Raw genomic sequence first — 19,025 nt, forward strand, 5'->3', positions numbered from 1 at the left:
CAAGGTGGTCCAACATCGCGATGCAGAGGGCGCAATACCGGGCAAGACAACCCCGGTATACCTACCTGACCTGGGAAAACGAGTTTTCCTCGCGGTGCAAGCCCGTCGGGCCGGAGGCTTGTCACCCAGGCCAGAGGTCCCAGGAACGTGCCGTTATCCGAAATCGACCATGAGTACACTCGCCGACCATGTGTGAGGCCAGCCGGAACACAAAACGGCAGAAAATACGCGTTTCCCAGTCATGTGCCGACGCTTCCGTCCGGCATGGAAAGGTCCTGCGGAACTCGGTCGATGTCGGATACGCCCCCTGCCGGGCGTCCGCCGCCGACCGCGGACGCGTCCCGGCCGGGCGGGAGGCGTCGCCGAAGAGAGCGGCGTACGTCTCGGCTGCCGGTGACTTCTCGTCGTTCCTCACCCGCGCCGCGTCGGCTTCGGTGCCGGCCACGGCCGCAGCCCGGACACACCTCGCGCCGACCGTGATCGAAGTCACCCCGGTCGCCACGTGAGGCGCCGCTCCAACCGTGGCCGCCATGCGCAGTCCCGTGACCCGCGTGGTCATTGGCTGCTGCTGATCCTCGTGCTCCCCCTTGCGTTCGGCGCGCTGCTCTTCGAAGGCTGGACCACCCACGAGGTCGACGCCGCGAAGACCCGGCGTGACTGCACCACCCCCGTGCCGACGGCGGTGGACAAGGGCGGTCCGGTGGTGCGCCTCAACGGTGACAAGGTGCAGTCCGCCTCGCTGCCCGCCCGCACCGTGGCGCTCACCTACGACGGGGGCCCCGACCCCGTATGGACACCACGCCTGCTCGATCTGCTGCGCAAGCACCATGCGCACGCCACCTTCTTCCTGCGCGGTGCCGAGGCGGCCAAACATCCGGACCTGGTGCGCCGGATCAAGGCCGAGGGCCATGAGATCGGGTCGAACACCTACACCGGCGCGGTCATGGGCTCGGCCTCGCCCTTCCGGGCCGGGCTGGAGCTGTCGCTGACGCAGAAGGCGCTGGCGGGCACGGCGGGCATCCACACCAAGCTGCTGCGGCTGCCGCAGACCACCGCGGTGGACACGATGTGCGGTGCGGAGTGGAAGGCGGCCCAGCGGGCCGGTGCGGAGGGCTACACGCTGGTGGCCGCCGACCGGTGGTTCCGTAAGCCGTCCCAGGGGGTGATCCGGCAGTTCAGCCAGAACGATGTCGCGTACAGCGACAGTGAGCGGCTGCTGAACAACCGGAAGGTCAAGAAGTTCACCACAGTGACGGCGGGGACCGGGCTGGCCTCGGCCGATACGCCGGCACCCGTCCATGAGCGCTGGCTGGGCCAGGCCCTGGTCTGGATCAAGGCCCTCGGGCACGGGTTCGTGAACGGTATGACCTGGGTGCTGGGCATCGCCGGCGGTCTGGGAGTGCTGCGGCTGGCGTCGCTCGTCTTCTTCGCCCGGGCCCATGTCCGGCGCCTGGAACGCTTCCGTCCGGGCTCCCCCTGGCTGCGGGAGATCACCGAACCGGTGACGGTCCTCGTACCCGCCTACAACGAACAGGCGGGCATCGAGTCCACCGTCCTTTCGCTGCTCGCCTCCACCCACCCGCATCTGCAGATCATCGTGATCGACGACGGGTCGACGGACGATACGGCGGACATCGCCGGCCGGATCGGTGACCCCCGTGTGGAGGTGATCCGCCAGACCAACGCGGGCAAGGCAGCCGCTCTCAACACCGGACTGGCCCACACGCGGTACGACATCGTGGTCATGGTCGACGCCGACACCGTCTTCGAGCCGGACGCCATCCACCGGCTCGTCCAGCCGCTCGCGCACCCGGCCGTGGGTGCGGTCAGCGGCAACACCAAGGTCGGCAACCGGCGCCGCCTGCTGGGCCGATGGCAGCACCTGGAATATGTCTTCGGATTCAACCTCGACCGGCGGATGTTCGAAGTGCTGGAGTGCATGCCGACGGTCCCCGGCGCCATCGGTGCCTTCCGCCGGGACGCGCTGATGGGCGTCGGCGGGGTCAGTGAAGACACCCTCGCCGAGGACACCGACCTCACCATGGCACTGTGGCAGGCGGGCTGGAGGGTGGTCTACGAGGAGTCCGCGATCGCCTGGACCGAGGTGCCCACTTCGCTGAGCCAGCTGTGGCGGCAGCGGTACCGCTGGTGCTACGGCACGCTCCAGGCCATGTGGAAGCACCGCCGTGCCGTCATCGAAATGGGCCCCTCCGGCCGCTTCGGACGCCGCGGGCTGAGCTACCTCGCCCTCTTCCAGGTCGCCCTGCCGCTCTTCGCACCGATCGTCGACGTCTTCGCCCTGTACGGGGCGCTCTTCCGCGGCCCGGAGATCTCGGCCGTGGTGTGGTTCGGCTTCCTCGCCCTCCAACTGGCCTGTGCCGGATACGCGTTGCGGCTCGACGGCGAGCGCCTGCGGGAGCTGTGGGCGATGCCGTTCCAGCTGTTCATCTACCGGCAGCTGATGTATCTGGTGGTCATCCAGTCCGTGGTGGCCTTCCTGCTCGGCACCAGACTGAAGTGGCAGCGCATGCACCGTTCCGGCACCGCCGCGCAACAGATCGGACAACCGGTCGCGTACGAGAGCCTGTCATCGCGATGACCGTCGAAACAGCGCTCTCAGGGCGTCCGCCCGGAACCGGACCGGGCGGGCGCCCCGGGCGCGGCCGGGCGCTCCCCGCCCGCGGCCGGGCCCCACACGCGAGGCGGACCGCGTCCCCGCGCCCGGCTGCCGGCCCGCGCCCCCACGGCATTCCCCGCATTCGGTACATACGTTTGTGCAGATCCGCGCACCATTTGGTGAAGAGCGGATGAGCATGCAGACTGCCGCGCATGACTGATTGGCTGGAGGGGCCGCCCGAGGGTGCCTGGCGCGACGGGGAAGCGCCGGCGCACCACAGCACCGGGCAGGTGTGGCACCAGGCCGCACACTCGCCTCAGACGCACCCGGAACGGTCACAGAACCTCGACGCGCACCAGGCCGTGCCGCAGGCGCCGCTGCCTCCGTCCGGGCTCGACGCCCGCACCGGCAACGGGCGGCCTCCCCTCCGCACCGGCCCTGCGGGCCCCGGTGGCGGCAACACCGGACGGCGCAGACGAGCCGCGGGCCCTCCCCGCCGGCGCCGCCGGGTCACGCGCGCGCTGATCGTCCTGTCCACCGTGCTGGCCGTCGGCTCCGTGGGCACCTACGTCTGGGCCGACACCAAGCTCCACCGCGAGGTCAATCTCGGCAAGATCGCGGACCGCCCGCCGCAGGGCCGGGGTACCAACTATCTGATTGTGGGTTCCGACAGCCGTGTGGGCCTCTCCGAGCGGGCCAAGAAGGATCTCCACACCGGCGGCTCGGCCGATGCGGGCCGTCGCACCGACTCGATGATCCTGCTGCACACCGGTGACCACGGAACGTCGATGGTGAGTCTGCCGCGTGACTCGTGGGTGAACATTCCGTCGCACATCCGCCCCGAGACCGGCAAGCACTACCGCGCGTCGAAGAACAAGCTCAACGCCGCGTTCTCATTCGGCGGCCCCGACCTGCTCGTGCGCGCCATCGAGCGCAACACGGGCGTCCATATCGACCACTACACGGAGATCGGCTTCGCCGGCTTCGTCGGCATCGTGAACGCGGTCGGCGGCGTGCCGATGTGCCTGGACAGGGACGTCAAGGACGAGAAGTCCGGCGCGGATCTGAAGAAGGGCTGTCACACACTCGACGGCCGCACGGCGCTCGCCTTCGTCCGCCAGCGCCACCAGGAGGCCCAGGGCGATCTTGGCCGCAGCCAGAACCAGCAGAAGTTCCTGGCCGCCCTCGCCCGCAAGGCCGCCACCCCGGGCACCCTCCTCGACCCGTCCAAGGTCTACCCCACCATGAGTGCCGGCCTGGACACCCTCATCGTGGACGACGACACGGGCCTGCCGAACCTCACCTCGCTCTTCAAGGCCATGAAGGCCGTCACCGCGGGCGACGGCAAACGCCTCACCGTCCCCGTATCGAGCCTCAACTTCCGCACCCCCAAGGGCAGCGCCGTGAAGTGGAACACACAGCAGGCGAAAAAACTCTTCACCGAACTGAGTCAGGACCGGCCCGTGACGTTCAACGCAAAGAACTGACCTGCCGCACACCGTCCGACCGCGCCCGGGAGCCCCTGCCGCGCAGGACACCGGACCCGGCGTCGGTCAGCGCCCCGGCCCGCCCCGGGGCGCTGACCGACCACAGTCCCGTGCGCGCACCCGGCGCCCTCCGGCCCGCCCCGGCCCGCCCGCAACGGAAGCCGCCGGCCAGGCGCCTGTCCTGTGTCACCTCGGCCCGCGCCACAGGGACGCCCACGAGACCCGAGTGACGGCACGTCATGAGGCGGCCCCTGAGCGAGAATCCCGGCTCGGCCTCTCGCGATTCCCAAGAGCCCTGCCCCCGGAAACGAATCAGGGGCCCGACCCGCTTTCGCGGATCAGGCCCCTGATCTCTGTTCCTTCAGTCGGGGTGGCGGGATTTGAACCCACGACCTCTTCGTCCCGAACGAAGCGCGCTGCCAAGCTGCGCTACACCCCGAAGCAACGAGCTCTACTTTAGCGGACCGATCCCCGTAGGCGAAATCCGGTTGTTGTGGAGCCGGGGAGCGGGCCTGACCTGGTCGATCCCGATGGCGATCAAGGGGAGGGCGCAGATGGCGATGCCGATGGAGACGGCGGTGGTGGCGGTGGGGGAAGGGGCACCGGAAGTGGCGGGGAAGGCGAGGGTGAGGGCGAGGAAGAGGAGGGGGTAGGCGGGCCACTGCCAGGCGTAGGGCAGGCGGAAGCCGCGGGGAGTGGTGAGCAGGAGCCAGTCGGCGAGAGCGGCGAGCGGGACGACCGTGTAGAGGAGCTGGTGGCAGAGGGCTTGGGTGACGCCCGGGGTGCTGGCGGCCGGCAGGGTGAAGGCGGTGGAGTCGGCGGCCGGGAAGACGTAGTGGATGAGGGCGGGGAGCCAGAGGAAGGGGAGGAGCGCGCCGGTGGTCCGGGGGCTTACGGGACGGCGGCCGGTCCAGGCGCGGTGGGCGGCGCAGGCGGAGACCAGCACTGAGGCGATGTTGGCCTGCACGGCGAAGCGGGTGAGGAGCTCGGCCGGGCCGGTGGTGGCGAGGGCCGCGAGGAGCAGGCCGGTCAGGGCGGCCGTGGTGATGAGGACGCGGAAGGCGGCCGCCAACGGGTGACGGCTCGCAGGGGCGACGGCGGCTGCCGGGGTGCGGGCGGCGGCGCCGGCCGGGCCGGTGGCATGGCGCGTGGACTGCGAGGTCCGGGTGGGTTCGGACATCCCCCCACGGTAGGGGGATGATCAACGAGTGCGGGAGACCCCACCCGGCAAAACCCTGGTCCGGGGCAGGAGGCGTTCGCGGACTCCGGAAGGCTGGACTCCGAGAAGGTTGGCCGCGAGAAGGGCCGGCCTCCGGAAAAGCGCCACCGGCCCCTCACCCGCGGCCACCCACGAACGCCGCGGCTCCCCCGGATGCCGACTCCGCCCGACTCCGCCCGACTCCGCCCCGCTCAGTCCCGTGCCGTCAGCGTCAGCAGCGTCGCTTCCGGGGGGCAGGCGAAGCGGACCGGGGTGTAGCGGTTGGTGCCGCAGCCGGCGGAGACGTGGAGGTAGGAGGTGTGGCCGGCGGCCGTGTGGGTGGACAGGCCCTTCACGCGGTCGGTGTCGATGTCGCAGTTGGTGACGAGGGCCCCGTAGAAGGGGATGCAGAGCTGGCCGCCGTGGGTGTGGCCGGCCAGGACCAGGGGGTAGCCGTCGGCGGTGAACGCGTCCAGGGAGCGGAGGTAGGGGGCGTGGACGACGGCCAGGGAGAGGTCGGCGCCGGCTTCCGGGCCGCCGGCGACCTCGGCGTAGCGGTCACGCTTGATGTGCGGGTCGTCCAGGCCGGTCAGGGCGATCTCGACGCCCTCCAGTTTGAGGCGGCCGCGCGAATTGGACAGGCCGACCCAGCCGGCCGCGTCGAAGGCGTCGCGCAGCTCTTCCCACGGGTTGTGGACGACGCCCACGGCGGGCGCGTTGCCGTTGAGGCCGTGCCGGCCCTGGGCCCGCTCCAGGAGGTAGCGGGCGGGATTGCGCAGCTTGGGGCCGTAGTAGTCGTTGGAGCCGAAGACGTAGGCGCCGGGGAACTCCATCAGCGGGCCGAGCGCGTCCAGCGTCTCGGGTACGCCCTCGGGGTCGGAGAGGTTGTCGCCGGTGTTGATGACGAAGTCGGGGCGCAGCCCGGCGAGCGACTGCAGCCAGCGCTGTTTCTTGCGCTGCCCGCTGACCATGTGGATGTCGGAGACCTGCAGGACGCGCAACGGCCGCATGCCGCGGGGCAGTACGGGCACGGTGACGCGCCGGAGGCGGAAGGAGCGGACTTCGAAGCCGGCGGCGTAGGCCAGGCCGGCCGCACCGACTGCGGTCAGGGTCAGGGGTACTCCGTATCGCGCGCGCATGCTCCCCATCGTCGCAGAGTGCGGGGGGTGGGTGCAGTGGGAGGGAGGCGCCTCGCCGGGGCGGTGGGCGTGGCGGGGCGGGGGAAAAGGCGCGGCGGTTGTCGGTGGGTGGGGGCATACTCGACGGCATGACCACGCTCAAGTCCAAGCTGCAGGACGACCTCACCACCGCGATCAAGGCGCGCGACGAGCTGCGTTCCTCCACCCTCCGTCTCACGCTGACCGCGATCCAGAAGGAGGAGGTCGCGGGCACCGAGGCGCGCGAGCTGTCCGACGGCGAGGTCGAGAAGATCATCGCGCGGGAGGCGAAGAAGCGCCGGGAGGCCGCGGACGCCTTCGAGAAGGGCGGCCGCGGGGAGTCGGCCGAGCGCGAGCGCGCCGAGGGCGAGGTGCTCGCGGACTACCTGCCCAAGCAGCTGTCCGACGAGGAGCTGGAGCAGCTGGTCGCGGCGGCCGTGGCGGAGGCCAAGGGCGCCGGCGCCGAGGGGCCGCGGGCGATGGGCGCCGTCATGAAGATCGTCAACCCTCAGGTGGCGGGCCGGGCCGAGGGCGGCCGGGTGGCCGCGGTGGTGAAGAAGCTGCTCGCCGGCTGAGCCGCCGGACGGATTTTTGAGGGAAGGACGAGGGGCGCCCCCATGGTGTGGGGCGCCCCTCGCCTTTCGTTAAGCGGGCCGGCATCGTTCGTCGTACGGGTCGGCACCGCTCGCCGTACAGGTCGGCACCCTCCGGCCGTGCGGCCCAACCAGCCGTTCCCCCGGCCGATCGTTCCAACCGGCCGATCGTCCCAACCGGCCGTTCACCAGCCGCCGTTGCCACCGCCCAGGATGTCGGGGAAGCCGGGGATGTGCCAGCCGCCGCCCGGCTTGTTGTGACCGCCGTGGCCGCCCCGGCCGGGCTTCGGCTTGCCGCGGCCCTTGTCGCCCTCGTCGCCCTGGTTCTTGTCCTTGGCGGGGTCGTCGATCGGGACGGTCGGCAGGGCGGGCGCGGGGCGTCCTTCCAGTGCGCCGGACATCGCGTCGCGCCAGATGGGGCCGGGGGTGTCGGCGCCGTAGACCTTGTCGTGGGGGACGCCGCCGATGGTGATGTTGAACATCTTGCGCTTGTGCTGCGGGTCGCCGACCCAGACCGCGCCGGCCGCGTTGGGGGTGTAGCCGACGAACCAGGCGGCGTAGCGGCTGTCGGTGGTACCGGTCTTGCCGGCGCTGTCGCGGCCCTTGAGCCCGGCCTCCTTGCCGGTGCCGTCCTCGACCACACCCTTGAGCAGCGTGTTGATGGTGTCCGCGGTCTTCTTGGACATGGCGGTACGGCAACTGGACTGCGGGACCTTCATCGCCCGGCCCCGCGCGTCGGTGATCGACTCGAGCGCCACCGGTGAGCAGTACTGGCCGCCGCTGGCGAAGGTGGCGTAGCCGGCCGCCATCGTGAGCGGCGACATCTCCTGCGTGCCGAGCGTCATCGACGGCACCTGCTGGAGCGGCTTGCCGTCCGCCCGCTCGATGCCCATCTTCTGCGCCATCTTGACCGCGGGGCAGACCCCCATGTCGCTGATCAGCTGCACGAAGTAGGTGTTGACCGACTTCGCGGTCGCCTCCTTCATGCCGTACGGGCCGACCTCTTCCTTGTTCTCGTTCTCGACGTTCTCGGAGCCGTTGCCCTGCCACTCGCCCTCGCAGGTCTGGACCGGGGTGGGATACGGCATCCGGTACGGCGACGGGTACTGCTGCTCCGGATTCGTCCCCTGCTCCAGCGCGGCCGCCGCGACCACCGGCTTGAAGGTCGACCCGGGCAGATAGCCGGCGCCCCCGCCCATGTCGTGGTTCACCGAGAGGTTGATCACGGTCTCGTTCTCGCGGAAGCCGTACGGGCGCGACTGGCCCATGCCGAGGATCTTGCCCGTCCCCGGTTCGACGATGGTGGCGGCGGTGGCGACCGGGTCGTCGTCGTAGACGTGCTCCTTTATCGACGCCTGCACCGACTTCTGGGCCTGCGGATCGAGGGTGGTGCGGATGGTCATGCCGCCCTGGTTCCAGAGCTTGAGGCGGGCCTTGCGGCTCTTGCCGAAGGCCTTGTCGCTGAGGAAGACCGTGCGGATGTAGTCACAGAAGAAGCCGGCGCCGTCGGTGGCGGTGATACAGCCGTTCTTGGGGCGGCTGACCGCCAGCTTGATCGGCTTCTCGGCGGCCGCGTCGGCCTCCGCCTGGGTGACGTCCTTCATGTCGGCCATCCGCTGGAGGACGGTGTTGCGCCGCCGGGTGGCCTCCTGCGGGTCATTGACCGGGTCGTAGCGGCTGGGCGACTGGACGATGCCGGCCAGCAGCGCCGACTCCCCGAGGTTCAGGTCCTTGGCGTGCTTGCTGAAGTAGCGCTGGGCGGCCGCCTCGATGCCGTAGGCCTGCTGCCCGAAGAAGGTGATGTTGAGGTAGTTCTGCAAGATCTTGCGCTTGCCGAGCTCCTTCTCCACCTGGATCGCGTACTTGAGCTCCTTGACCTTGCGGCCGAGGGTCTGCTGGGTGGCCTGCGCGACCTTGTCCGGGTTGTCGCCCGCCTCTTCGATGAAGACGTTCTTCACATACTGCTGGGTCAGCGTCGAGGCGCCCTGGGAGACGCCGCCCGACTGGGCGTTCTTGTTGAGCGCCCGCAGGATGCCCTTCAGGTCGATGGCACCGTGCTGGTAGAAGCGCGCGTCCTCGATCGCGACGATCGCCTTCTGGATGTACGGCGACATGTCCTTGAGGCCGATGACCGTGCGGTCACGGGAGTAGACCTTGGCGATCTCGCCGCCCTTGGAGTCCAGGATCCTGGTCCGCTGGCTGAGCGGCGGCGTCTTGAGGTTCGCCGGGATGTCGTCGAAGCCCTCGACCGATCCCTTGGCGGTGAGGCCGAGCGCCCCGGCCGCCGGGAGCGCGAGGCCGGCGAGCACTGCTCCGGCCAGGACGCTGACACCGAGGAACTTGGCGGCCTGCTGCGTCTTGGGCAGACCCCCGCCATCGCGCTTCTTAGGCATGAGGGCAGCCTACGTTCTCAATCGCCGGACAGGGGCGCACCTGTTCGCCTAGCCTGTTCTCAGCTACCACAGCTGAACGGTTACGCCTCAGTTCGTCAACCCCTACTTTCGCGGATCGCGCCCCCCGCGCGCCTGTACGTGTCGAGAGAAATCCCGTGTCAGGGCGGTGAACTGTCCCGCCTTGTGCGCAAAGTGACGTATGCCGTTCGGTCACTCCGTTGGGTGATCTGCCGCGTACGCATAGTCCGTTCGGGCCATTCAAGATTGGGCCCGAAGGGGGTGTTGCGCCCTGCCTGCCTTCCGTAACGTCCTCAACTGGCAACGGTGAATATGCCGATTGCCGCCGTGGGGGAGCCTCGATTCGGGAGAGGACGGCGCCAGCATGAGCTGGGTAACCGACTGGAGTGCACAGGCAGCCTGCCGCACTACCGATCCGGATGAACTGTTCGTACAAGGGGCGGCGCAGAACCGCGCCAAGGCAGTGTGCACCGGATGTCCGGTACGCACGGAATGCCTGGCCGATGCCCTGGACAACCGGGTGGAGTTCGGTGTGTGGGGCGGGATGACCGAGCGCGAGCGGAGGGCGCTGCTGCGCCGCCGCCCGACAGTGACGTCATGGCGTCGGCTGTTGGAGACAGCGCGTACGGAATACGAGCGCAGCACGGGCATCCTGCCGTTGGACTGCGAGGACGAGGCCTTCGACGTGTTGGCCGCGGTCGGGTAGTCCGGGTAGCCGGGGCCGACCGGGATATGTGGCCGAGAAGGTTCGGCTGGTGGCGCGTTCTGTCGAGTCGTGACATGGGCGCCAGTGTCTGTAACGCGCCCGGGAGTTGAGGCTCGATGAGAGGCGGGGCGCGCTGTCCGGCGCGCCTCGTGATGCGTGTGACACGGGAATGGGTGTGACACGTGAAATGCGCGTGGCACGTGAATCGTGCGTGAGGGGCGCTTCGTGGGTGGTGAGGGGCGCTTCGTGGTGGGTGGCTGAGCCGACCGTGGGTACGGCTCAGTCGTCGGTGGCCGTGGGGTTCAGCGCCAGGCGGTCGCCGATGGCACGCAGCCCTGCGAGGTCATGGACGTCGCCGGGCAGTGCGGCGACCTCCGTCACCGGAACCTCGGGATGCAGCGCGGTGAAGCGGTCCCGCGTGCGACGTTCGCGTGCGAGGACCTGCATACGTTCCGCGTGCAGCCGTAGGAGCCCGGCGGCCAGTTGCGCCGCTGAGGCTGATGTGGGTGTCACCTGCTCCGCCGCGGCAGCGGGGGAGGGGCTGCCGGCGGTACGTGAGCCAGCCTTCCCGCCGTCGAGATCCACAATGCCGGTGGCTTCAAGATTATTTTCTGCGTGGCCGGGGGGCGGGGCGGCGTCCGCGGTGGAGTCGGTGGCGGGGGCGGCGGCTGCGTCCGGGGCCGTCCCGGCGTCCGTCCCGGTGTCCGGGTCGGTGTCCGGGTCAGTGTCCGCATGGGTGTCCTCCGCCATGCGGTCCGTCAGGGCCTCCGCGGCGGCCAGGGCCCGCTCGGCGCTCAGTTGGGCGGCGCCGCTGCCGTGCACCCGGTTCAGCACGAGGCCGGCCAGCGGCATCTGCTCGGCGGCCAGCCGCTCGACGAAGTACGCCGCCTCGCGCAGCGCGTCCCGCTCCGGCGCGGCCACCACGAGGAACGCCGTCCCGGGTGCCTGGAGGAGGCGGTAGGTGGCGTCCGCGCGGGTGCGGAAGCCGCCGAACATGGTGTCCATGGCGGCCACGAATGTCTGTACATCGCGCAGCAGTTGACCGCCCATGAGCTTGCTGAGGGTGCCGGTCATCATCGACATGCCGACATTGAGGAACTTCATGCCGGCCCGGCCGCCCACCTTCGCCGGCGCCATCAGCACTCGGATGAACTTGCCGTCCAGGAAGGACCCGAGGCGCTTGGGCGCGTCCAGGAAGTCCAGCGCCGAGCGGCTCGGCGGGGTGTCGACGATGATCAGGTCCCACTCGTCGTTCGCGCGGAGCTGGCCGAGTTTCTCCATGGCCATGTACTCCTGCGTGCCCGCGAAACCGGCCGACAGGGACTGGTAGAAGGGGTTCTCCAGGATTGCTCGGGCCCGGTCGGCATCCGCATGACCCTCGACGATCTCGTCGAAGGTGCGCTTCATGTCCAGCATCATCGCGTGCAGTTCGCCGCCCGCGCTCTCGTCGACGCCCTTGACCTGGCGTGGGACGTTGTCGAGCTCGGAGATGCCCATCGACTGGGCCAGCCGCCTGGCCGGGTCGATGGTGAGCACGACGACCTTGCGGCCGCGCTCGGCGGCGCGCACGCCCAGGGCCGCGGCCGTCGTGGTCTTGCCGACGCCGCCCGAGCCGCAGCACACCACGATGCGGGTGTGCGGGTCGTCGATCAGCGTGTCGACCTCGAGCCGCGGGGCCGAGGCGTCCAGCGTCGTGTTGTCCGAGGTCATATGGGCCCCTGTTTCCGCAGGTCTCTCGCCAGGTGGTAGAGCCCGGCGAGGTCCACTCCCTCGGGGAGCAGCTCCAACTCGTGGGTGGGCAGGCCGATGGCGGTGAGTTCGGCGTACTCGGCGCGCTCCAGCTCGACCCGCTCGGCGTGTTCGCGCGCCTGCTCCAGCAGGGGGTCGATCAGCCGGTCCGCCAGGCCGCCGCGGCGGGCGCCGCCCAGACCGGCCTGAGAGAGCGCCTTGGCGACGCCCGTACGTGCCCCGCGGGCGGCGCTGTCGAGGTCGCCGTTGTCCAGCAGCGCCGGGCGGGTCATGTTGATGACGATGCCGCCCACGGGGATGCCGGCGGCGCGCAGCTCGGCGACGCCGTCCGCGGTCTCCTGGACCGGCATTTCCTCCAGGAGCGTCACCAGATGCACCGCGGTCTCGGGCGACTTGAGGACCCGCATCACGGCTTGCGCCTGATTGTGGATCGGGCCGATCTTCGCGAGACCGGCGACCTCGTCGTTGACGTTCAGAAAGCGGGTGATGCGGCCGGTCGGCGGGGCGTCCATCACGACCGCGTCGTAGACGAACTTTCCGCTCTTGTCCTTGCGGCGCACCGCTTCGCACGCCTTGCCGGTCAGCAGGACGTCCCGCAGACCCGGCGCGATGGTCGTGGCGAAGTCGATCGCGCCGAGCTTCTTCAGCGCCCGGCCGGCGCTGCCGAGCTTGTAGAACATCTGGAGGTAGTCCAGAAGGGCGCGTTCGGCGTCGATGGCCAGGGCGTGGACCTCACCGCCGGCCCGTCTCCCGCCACCGCCCCGAGAGGCCTCTCCCGTGGCCTCCGTCCGGGGGGATGCCCAGGGCGACGCGCCTTCCGACGCCGGGCCCACCGCGATCTTGCGTTCCTCGTAAGGAAGCGCTTCTGTTTCGAACAACTGGGCAATGCCCTGTCGGCCCTCGACCTCGACCAGGAGGGTACGGCGACCCTCGGTGGCCAGGGCGAGGGCGAGGGCAGCGGCGACCGTGGTCTTGCCGGTGCCACCCTTGCCGCTGACGACATGGAGCCTGCTCACGCCAAGGAGCCTAACCAGTCCGCGTCCCGGCTACGCACGGGATACGCCTGGGAAGCCCCGGAGAATCTGCCCGCGTTCCCTCCGGGGAGGGTCAGGGATCTCCCGTAGGGGCCCGGTGGCCGCGCTCTCGAAGGCTGTGTGGGACGGGTGCGGACGGCCTGTGGCGGACGGCGTCCACGCCTGTCGTGGACAGGCATTACGCTCGGCCCATGACCAAGTGGGAATACGCGACCGTGCCGCTGCTCGTGCACGCGACGAAGCAGATTCTGGACACCTGGGGCGAGGACGGCTGGGAGCTGGTCCAGGTCGTTCCGGGCCCGAACAACCCCGAGCAGTTGGTGGCCTACCTGAAGCGGGAGAAGGCGTGAGCGCGGCGGAGGAAAAGATCGCGGCGCTCGGCCTGAAGCTGCCGCAGGTCGTGCCGCCGCTGGCCACGTACCAGCCCGCGGTGCGCTCCGGCTCGTACGTCTTCACCTCCGGCCAGCTGCCGATGGTGGACGGCGCGCTGCCGGCCACCGGCAAGGTGGGCGCCGAGGTCAGCGCCGAGCAGGCCAAGGAATTCGCCGCGACCTGTGCGCTCAACGCGCTGGCGGCCGTGAAGTCCCTCATCGGCGACCTGGACAAGATCCAGCGGGTCGTGAAGGTCGTCGGCTTCGTGGCCTCCGCACCGGACTTCACCGGCCAGCCGGGCGTCCTCAACGGCGCCAGCGAGCTGCTGGGCGAGATCCTCGGCGACAAGGGCGTGCACGCCCGGTCCGCGGTGGGCGTGGCGGTGCTGCCGCTCGACGCACCGGTCGAGGTCGAGATCCAGGTCGAGATCGCCGAATAGGCACCCCGTCAGGGCGCTGAAGCCCGGGGTGTGTGCCGTGCGCCCGGGGGCCCCTCGTCAGCAGGGGCCCTCCGGCGCGCAAGACACCCTCGAACATCCGCGCGTGAGCGCATAGCATCCGGCCATGTCGTCCACGACCAATGGCCAGTGGTACCCGCCCGAATGGCCGGACCGCATCCGGGCGCTCGCGAACGGCGAGCTGACCCCTCCCGAGCCCCGGCGGGCCGCCACCGTCCTGCTGCTGCGGGACTCCGCTTCCGGCGGCCCCGCCGTCCACATGCTGCGCAGACGCACCTCCATGGCCTTTGCCGGGGGTGCGTACGCCTATCCGGGCGGCTCCGTCGATCCGCGCGACGAGCGCCCGGTGGCCTGGGCCGGCCCGTCGCGTGCCCAGTGGGCGGTCCGTATGGGCGTCGACCCGGCCACCGCCCAGACCATCATCTGCGCGGCGGTCCGCGAGACGTTCGAGGAGGCGGGCGTGCTGCTCGCGGGCGCCTCGGCCGACACGGTCGTCACGGACACCACCGGCGAGGACTGGGAGGCCGACCGCGCCGCCCTCGTCGCCCATGAGCTGTCCTTCGCCGACTTCCTGGGCCGTCGCGGGCTCGTCCTGCGCTCCGATCTGCTCGGTGCCTGGGCCCGCTGGGTCACCCCGGAGTTCGAGCCACGGCGCTACGACACCTGGTTCTTCGTGGCGGCGCTCCCCGAGGGCCAGCGCACCCGGAACGCTTCCACGGAGGCGGACCGTACGGCATGGATCCGTCCGGAGGAGGCGGCCGCCGGCTACGACCGCGGCGAGCTGCTGATGATGCCGCCGACCATCGCCACGCTCCGCTCGCTCCAGCCGTACGCCACGGTCGAGGACACGCTGGCGGCGGCGGAGGCCCAGAACCTGACGCCGGTGCTGGCGCAGGCCCGCCTCGTGGGCGACGAGATCGAGCTGAGCTGGCCGGGGCACGACGAGTTCACCAAGCACATCGCGCAGACCGACGCCGCCACCGGTGCTCCCGGGGACGCCGGCGGCTCCTCGGACCGCCCCAGCCCCTCGGGAGGGACCCCCGCATGACCGAAGCATCCGCCCTCCCCGGTCAGCCCCGTGGCGGAGTGATCTCGGGGCCCGCCACCGCGCGCGCCTGGTGTGTTCTGGCCCCGAACCCGTCGCCGATGACGCTGGACGGCACCAACACCTGGATCGTCGCCGAGCCGGACTCCGATCTCGCCGTCGTCATCGACCCCGGGCCGCTCGACGAGAGCCACCTCCGAGCCGTCATCGACACCGCCGAGCGGGCCGGCAAGCGCATCGCGCTGACCCTGCTGACCCACGGTCACCCGGACCACTCCGACGGCGCCGCCCGCTTCGCCGAGCTGACCGGTTCGGCCGTACGCGCGCTGGACCCGGCACTGCGCCTGGGCGACGAGGGACTCGACGCGGGCGAGGTCATCACCACCGGAGGCCTGGAACTGCGCGTGGTGCCCACCCCGGGCCACACCGGGGACTCGCTCTCCTTCCACCTCCCGGCCGACCGCGCGGTGCTCACGGGCGACACGATCCTGGGGCGCGGCACCACCGTCGTCGCCCACCCCGACGGGCGGCTGGGCGACTACCTGGACTCGCTGCGCCGGCTGCGGTCCCTCACCGTCGACGACGGGGTGGCGACGGTCCTGCCGGGCCACGGGCCGGTGCTGAACGACGCCCAAGGGGCGGTGGAGTTCTATCTGGCGCACCGGGCGCACCGGCTCGCCCAGGTGGAGACCGCGGTCGAGGCCGGCCACCGCACGCCCGCCGAGGTCGTCGCCAGTGTGTACGCCGATGTCGACCGTTCCTTGTGGCCGGCCGCCGAGCTCTCGGTGCGGGCGCAGCTGGACTACCTGGGCGAGCACGGGCTGATCGAGAGCTGAGGGGCTGGCGGCGGGCTGTCCGCGAGGCCGATGGCGGAGACCGGCGGCGAGCTGGCGGCGGATACCGGCCGGCCGGGCCTGACGGACAAGCCCCGGTGCTCCGTCGGCCGAGAGGCGCCGTCAGCTCGCCTACGGCCGGGGCGCCTTCGCCCCGTGGACGGCCAGGTACTCGGCGGCCAGCCAGGGGGCGAGGCCGGTGAGCAGCTCGTCCAGCAGCTTCGGGTACGCGGCGGGCGTCCGGGCGGCGCGCGCCGCGACGCACATCTGCTCGGCGTACGCCGGGTAGTAGCGCCCGAACACCTCCGCGGACTCGGCGAGATCACTCGTCCAGCCGCCCCAGCGCGGCATGACCAGGGTCAAGCCGGTGCGTACGAGCCGGCGCGCCACACCCCGGGTCAGCCGGATGCGCTCGGCTTCCGTGGTGGCGGCCGCGGCCTTCTCGCGCAGACCGGGCAGGCTGTGGATCAGGTCGCCGTTGGTCTCGCGGGCGAGGAGCGACGTGGGGCGGTAGCGGGGCAGGCCGGCGGCGAGATCCGGGCCGCTGAGCGGGGTGCACAGACAGGCGACGAACCAGCCGTGGTCGTACCGCTCCCGCTCGCTGCGCAGGCGGTCCACGCCGAACAGCAGGATCCCCACGCCGTCGATCTGCGGGAAGGCGGCATCCAGGCCCTGCTCGACGGCGCGGACGGCGGCGCGGTCGGCGTCGGTGGGCTCGTCCCGCAGGGCGAGCAGCGCGTCGAGGTCGGAGGCTCCGGGGACGGCGGTGCCGCGCGGGATGCTGCCGAAGAGATAGCTGCTGTGCAGGCGGTCGGGGCCGAAGCGCTCGCGGATCCGGGCGCCGAGCTCCGCCACGACGGGCGCGAACGGCGCGGAGACGCGGCCCAGGGATCCTTCCCGCACGAAGCAGCCGTCCCGGTCCAGCCCCGTCCCGTTGGTCATGGCGCCACTATGGCGAGGGGGCCGGCGGTGGTGCGACCTGATTACGGGGGAGCCAGTGGGCCCGGTTACCGGGGAGCCAGTGATCCCGCTTACGGGGCGAGCCGGTGCTCCCGCTCGGAGGGCGATCCAATGGTCCCGTGGCTCCATGGCGAAGCGGCCGACGGGACCATGACGAAGGGCCCCGCCGGAGCGGGGCCCTTGCCAGGCTGTGTACGGGCCGGATCAGCGCGAGCGCTTGGCCAGCCGCTCCACGTCCAGCAGGATCACGGCGCGCGCCTCCAGGCGCAGCCAGCCGCGGCCCGCGAAGTCCGCGAGCGCCTTGTTGACCGTCTCGCGCGAGGCACCGACCAGCTGCGCCAGCTCCTCCTGCGTCAGGTCGTGGACGACGTGGATGCCCTCCTCGGACTGCACGCCGAAGCGGCGCGACAGGTCGAGCAGGGCGCGGGCCACACGGCCCGGCACGTCCGAGAAGACCAGGTCGGACATCTGGTCGTTGGTCTTGCGCAGCCGGCGGGCGACTGCGCGCAGCAGGGCCGTGGCCACCTCCGGGCGGGCGTTCAGCCAGGGCTGAAGGTCGCCGTGGCCCAGGCCGAGGAGCTTGACCTCGGTGAGGGCGGAAGCGGTGGCCGTACGCGGGCCCGGGTCGAAGAGCGAGAGCTCACCGATCAGCTCGCCGGGGCCGAGGACGGCGAGCATGTTCTCCCGGCCGTCCGGGGAAGTGCGGTGCAGCTTCACCTTGCCCTCGGTGACCACGTACAGGCGGTCGCCGGGGTCCCCTTCGTGGAACAGGGCGTCGCCGCGGGCGAGCGTGACCTCTCCCATTGAGGCGCGCAGCTCGGCCGCCTGCTCGTCATCGAGCGCCGCGAAGAGCGGTGCGCGCCGCAGAACGTCGTCCACGAGATCTCTCCTTGTCGACATGCTCCGGGGGACTGTGGTCCCCATCATGCCGGAATGCAAAACAGTGCGATCAATCACAAGTTTGCCGGACCGGTGCCGCGAGCCGTAAGGCAGGGGGCCGATTGGGGTCAGGAATCACAGTGATCAAGCCGGATGTCAGTGGCTGGCCTTAGTCTGGCCGAGTGTCCAATACGCCGGTGAGAGCAGAGGAGTGGGGGGCCGAACGAGTGAGTGCAGGGCGTGATTCCGCTGTGGGCGAACAGTGGTCCGGCCGCGCATCGAATTCCGATAAAAGTAACAAATCGCCCTCCGGGGTGACGTCCGGCCGGAAGCCGGCCGTCCGCAAGCCCGGCGCGTCGCGACCGGCGGCGCAGGACACCACCGCGCAGACCTCCGTGAAGAAGACCTCGGTAGGCAGGACCTCGGCAGGGAAGAAGGCCGCCGTGAACGAAACTCCAGAGAAGCCGGCGGCGGCCACGAAGGCCGCAGCGAAGAAGGCCACCGCGCAGAAGGCCGTCGCCCAGCAGGTGACCGCGAAGGCCACCACGAAGAAGGCCCCTGCGGCCGCTGAACAGGCCCCCGCCAAGAAGCCGGCCGCCAAGAAGACCGCCACCGCCAAGAAGGCGACAGCCAAGAAGACGACGGCGAAGAAGACGACCGCCAAGACGGCCACCGCGAAGGCCTCTGCCAAGAAGGCCCCCGCGCGCCAGCCCGAGTCGCGCGCCGCCATGGTCCGGCGGGCCCGCCGGATCAACCACGAGCTGGCCGAGCTGTATCCGTACGCCCATCCCGAGCTGGACTTCACCAACCCCTTCGAGCTGCTGGTCGCGACGGTCCTGTCCGCGCAGACCACCGACCTGAGGGTCAACCAGACCACCCCGCGTCTCTTCGCGGTCTGCCCGACGCCCGAGGACATGGCCGCGATGGATCCGGAGCAGCTGGAAGAGCTGATCCGGCCGACCGGCTTCTTCCGGGCGAAGACGAAGTCGCTGCTCGGTCTGTCGGCCGCGCTGCGCGACCGCTTCGGCGGTGAGGTGCCGGGCCGTCTGGAGGATCTCGTCAGCCTCCCCGGGGTCGGCCGCAAGACCGCCAACGTGGTGCTGGGCAACGCCTTCGGCGTTCCGGGCATCACCGTCGACACCCACTTCGGCCGCCTCGCCCGCCGCTTCGGCTGGACCACCGCGGAGGACGCCGAGAAGGTCGAGGCGGATGTCGCCGAGATCTTCCCCAAGAGCGAGTGGACGATGCTCTCGCACCGTGTGGTCTTCCACGGCCGCCGTGTCTGCCACTCCCGCAAGCCCGCCTGTGGAGCGTGCCCCATCGCCCCGCTGTGCCCCGCGTACGGCGAGGGCGAGACGGACCCGGAGAAGGCGAAGAAGCTGCTGAAGTACGAGCTGGGCGGCCAGCCGGGTCAGCGGCTGAAGCCGCCGGCCGACTATCCGGGGCAGCCCGCTCCCCCGATGGCGCCCGCGGCGGCCGCTTCATGACGGCCGCCGTCCAGAGCTGACCGACGATCGACGCCAGGCC

Annotated in this window: 16 protein-coding genes and 1 tRNA gene; 9 read left to right on the plus strand and 8 right to left on the minus strand. The window is 70.8% G+C overall.

Features of this window, described 5'->3' with window-relative positions:
* Positions 1-502: 502 nt before the first annotated feature.
* A complete protein-coding gene (locus K7C20_RS20405; protein WP_053208746.1) occupies positions 503-2,599 on the plus strand; it encodes a bifunctional polysaccharide deacetylase/glycosyltransferase family 2 protein in 2,097 nt (698 codons plus the stop codon).
* 230 nt (positions 2,600-2,829) lie between these two features.
* On the plus strand, positions 2,830-4,104 hold the full coding sequence (locus K7C20_RS20410) for an LCP family protein (protein ID WP_030074917.1): 1,275 nt from the start codon (positions 2,830-2,832) through the stop codon (positions 4,102-4,104).
* 365 nt (positions 4,105-4,469) lie between these two features.
* Here K7C20_RS20410 and K7C20_RS20415 read toward each other — a convergent pair.
* The 3 genes from K7C20_RS20415 to K7C20_RS20425 form a co-directional block, all read right to left on the minus strand.
* Positions 4,470-4,543: transfer RNA gene (locus tag K7C20_RS20415), tRNA-Pro, on the minus strand.
* Positions 4,544-4,555: 12 nt separating this feature from the next.
* Entirely contained in the window at positions 4,556-5,284 is a 729-nt protein-coding gene (locus K7C20_RS20420; protein ID WP_030074916.1) for a hypothetical protein, read from the minus strand.
* Positions 5,285-5,514: 230 nt separating this feature from the next.
* Positions 5,515-6,441 (minus strand): metallophosphoesterase, encoded by a 927-nt coding sequence (locus tag K7C20_RS20425; RefSeq protein ID WP_030074914.1) that lies wholly within the window; start codon positions 6,439-6,441, stop codon positions 5,515-5,517.
* Positions 6,442-6,569: 128 nt separating this feature from the next.
* Here K7C20_RS20425 and K7C20_RS20430 point away from each other — a divergent pair, with 128 nt between their 5' ends.
* Positions 6,570-7,034, plus strand: a complete 465-nt coding sequence (locus tag K7C20_RS20430; RefSeq protein WP_030074912.1) for a GatB/YqeY domain-containing protein — start codon at positions 6,570-6,572, stop codon at positions 7,032-7,034.
* 203 nt (positions 7,035-7,237) lie between these two features.
* On the opposite strand, the gene K7C20_RS20435 is transcribed toward K7C20_RS20430, so the two are convergent.
* Positions 7,238-9,445: a transglycosylase domain-containing protein gene (locus K7C20_RS20435; protein ID WP_053210498.1), complete on the minus strand. Its 2,208-nt coding sequence runs from the start codon at positions 9,443-9,445 to the stop codon at positions 7,238-7,240.
* Positions 9,446-9,827: 382 nt separating this feature from the next.
* Here K7C20_RS20435 and K7C20_RS20440 point away from each other — a divergent pair, with 382 nt between their 5' ends.
* Complete coding sequence (locus K7C20_RS20440) at positions 9,828-10,169, plus strand: WhiB family transcriptional regulator (protein ID WP_030074909.1); 342 nt, start codon at positions 9,828-9,830, stop codon at positions 10,167-10,169.
* A gap of 279 nt (positions 10,170-10,448) precedes the next feature.
* On the opposite strand, the gene K7C20_RS20445 is transcribed toward K7C20_RS20440, so the two are convergent.
* Both K7C20_RS20445 and K7C20_RS20450 read right to left on the minus strand, forming a co-directional pair.
* Positions 10,449-11,879, minus strand: coding sequence for an ArsA family ATPase (locus K7C20_RS20445; protein WP_053210497.1), 1,431 nt, complete (start codon positions 11,877-11,879; stop codon positions 10,449-10,451).
* Complete coding sequence (locus K7C20_RS20450) at positions 11,876-12,934, minus strand: ArsA-related P-loop ATPase (protein WP_030074908.1); 1,059 nt, start codon at positions 12,932-12,934, stop codon at positions 11,876-11,878. The genes K7C20_RS20445 and K7C20_RS20450 overlap by 4 nt, the downstream gene beginning before the upstream one ends.
* Positions 12,935-13,143: 209 nt before the next feature.
* Here K7C20_RS20450 and K7C20_RS20455 point away from each other — a divergent pair, with 209 nt between their 5' ends.
* From K7C20_RS20455 to K7C20_RS20470, 4 genes are all read left to right on the plus strand, one after another.
* Positions 13,144-13,302, plus strand: coding sequence for a DUF4177 domain-containing protein (locus K7C20_RS20455; protein ID WP_003967454.1), 159 nt, complete (start codon positions 13,144-13,146; stop codon positions 13,300-13,302).
* Positions 13,299-13,763, plus strand: a complete 465-nt coding sequence (locus tag K7C20_RS20460) for a RidA family protein (protein ID WP_030074906.1) — start codon at positions 13,299-13,301, stop codon at positions 13,761-13,763. Before K7C20_RS20455 ends, K7C20_RS20460 begins: the two co-directional genes overlap by 4 nt.
* Positions 13,764-13,887: 124 nt before the next feature.
* The gene (locus K7C20_RS20465) at positions 13,888-14,829 is read left to right on the plus strand and encodes an NUDIX hydrolase (protein ID WP_030074903.1); all 942 of its coding nucleotides are present in this window, start codon (positions 13,888-13,890) and stop codon (positions 14,827-14,829) included.
* Positions 14,826-15,662 (plus strand): MBL fold metallo-hydrolase, encoded by an 837-nt coding sequence (locus K7C20_RS20470; RefSeq protein ID WP_030074901.1) that lies wholly within the window; start codon positions 14,826-14,828, stop codon positions 15,660-15,662. Before K7C20_RS20465 ends, K7C20_RS20470 begins: the two co-directional genes overlap by 4 nt.
* Positions 15,663-15,791: 129 nt before the next feature.
* Here K7C20_RS20470 and K7C20_RS20475 read toward each other — a convergent pair whose 3' ends face one another.
* Both K7C20_RS20475 and K7C20_RS20480 read right to left on the minus strand, forming a co-directional pair.
* The gene (locus K7C20_RS20475; protein ID WP_030074899.1) at positions 15,792-16,601 is read right to left on the minus strand and encodes a nucleotidyltransferase family protein; all 810 of its coding nucleotides are present in this window, start codon (positions 16,599-16,601) and stop codon (positions 15,792-15,794) included.
* Positions 16,602-16,823: 222 nt separating this feature from the next.
* A complete protein-coding gene (locus tag K7C20_RS20480) occupies positions 16,824-17,498 on the minus strand; it encodes a Crp/Fnr family transcriptional regulator (RefSeq protein ID WP_006604164.1) in 675 nt (224 codons plus the stop codon).
* Positions 17,499-17,749: 251 nt separating this feature from the next.
* On the opposite strand from K7C20_RS20480, the gene nth reads away from it, so the two are divergent.
* Entirely contained in the window at positions 17,750-18,985 is a 1,236-nt protein-coding gene (gene nth / locus K7C20_RS20485) for an endonuclease III (protein ID WP_409351314.1), read from the plus strand.
* Positions 18,986-19,025: the final 40 nt, after the last annotated feature.

Origin of the sequence: Streptomyces decoyicus, assembly GCF_019880305.1 — a bacterium.
In the GTDB taxonomy this organism is placed as follows: domain Bacteria; phylum Actinomycetota; class Actinomycetes; order Streptomycetales; family Streptomycetaceae; genus Streptomyces; species Streptomyces decoyicus.

What these genes read in the sequence shown, in the direction of transcription:
- K7C20_RS20425 (WP_030074914.1), bottom strand. Translation starts at nt 6,441, where the DNA reads ATGCGCGCGCGATACGGAGTACCCCTGACCCTGACCGCAGTCGGTGCG.
- K7C20_RS20435 (WP_053210498.1), bottom strand. Translation starts at nt 9,445, where the DNA reads ATGCCTAAGAAGCGCGATGGCGGGGGTCTGCCCAAGACGCAGCAGGCC.
- K7C20_RS20420 (WP_030074916.1), bottom strand. Translation starts at nt 5,284, where the DNA reads ATGTCCGAACCCACCCGGACCTCGCAGTCCACGCGCCATGCCACCGGC.
- K7C20_RS20445 (WP_053210497.1), bottom strand. Translation starts at nt 11,879, where the DNA reads ATGACCTCGGACAACACGACGCTGGACGCCTCGGCCCCGCGGCTCGAG.
- K7C20_RS20470 (WP_030074901.1), top strand. Translation starts at nt 14,826, where the DNA reads ATGACCGAAGCATCCGCCCTCCCCGGTCAGCCCCGTGGCGGAGTGATC.
- K7C20_RS20430 (WP_030074912.1), top strand. Translation starts at nt 6,570, where the DNA reads ATGACCACGCTCAAGTCCAAGCTGCAGGACGACCTCACCACCGCGATC.
- K7C20_RS20440 (WP_030074909.1), top strand. Translation starts at nt 9,828, where the DNA reads ATGAGCTGGGTAACCGACTGGAGTGCACAGGCAGCCTGCCGCACTACC.
- K7C20_RS20410 (WP_030074917.1), top strand. Translation starts at nt 2,830, where the DNA reads ATGACTGATTGGCTGGAGGGGCCGCCCGAGGGTGCCTGGCGCGACGGG.
- K7C20_RS20455 (WP_003967454.1), top strand. Translation starts at nt 13,144, where the DNA reads ATGACCAAGTGGGAATACGCGACCGTGCCGCTGCTCGTGCACGCGACG.
- K7C20_RS20465 (WP_030074903.1), top strand. Translation starts at nt 13,888, where the DNA reads ATGTCGTCCACGACCAATGGCCAGTGGTACCCGCCCGAATGGCCGGAC.
- K7C20_RS20475 (WP_030074899.1), bottom strand. Translation starts at nt 16,601, where the DNA reads ATGACCAACGGGACGGGGCTGGACCGGGACGGCTGCTTCGTGCGGGAA.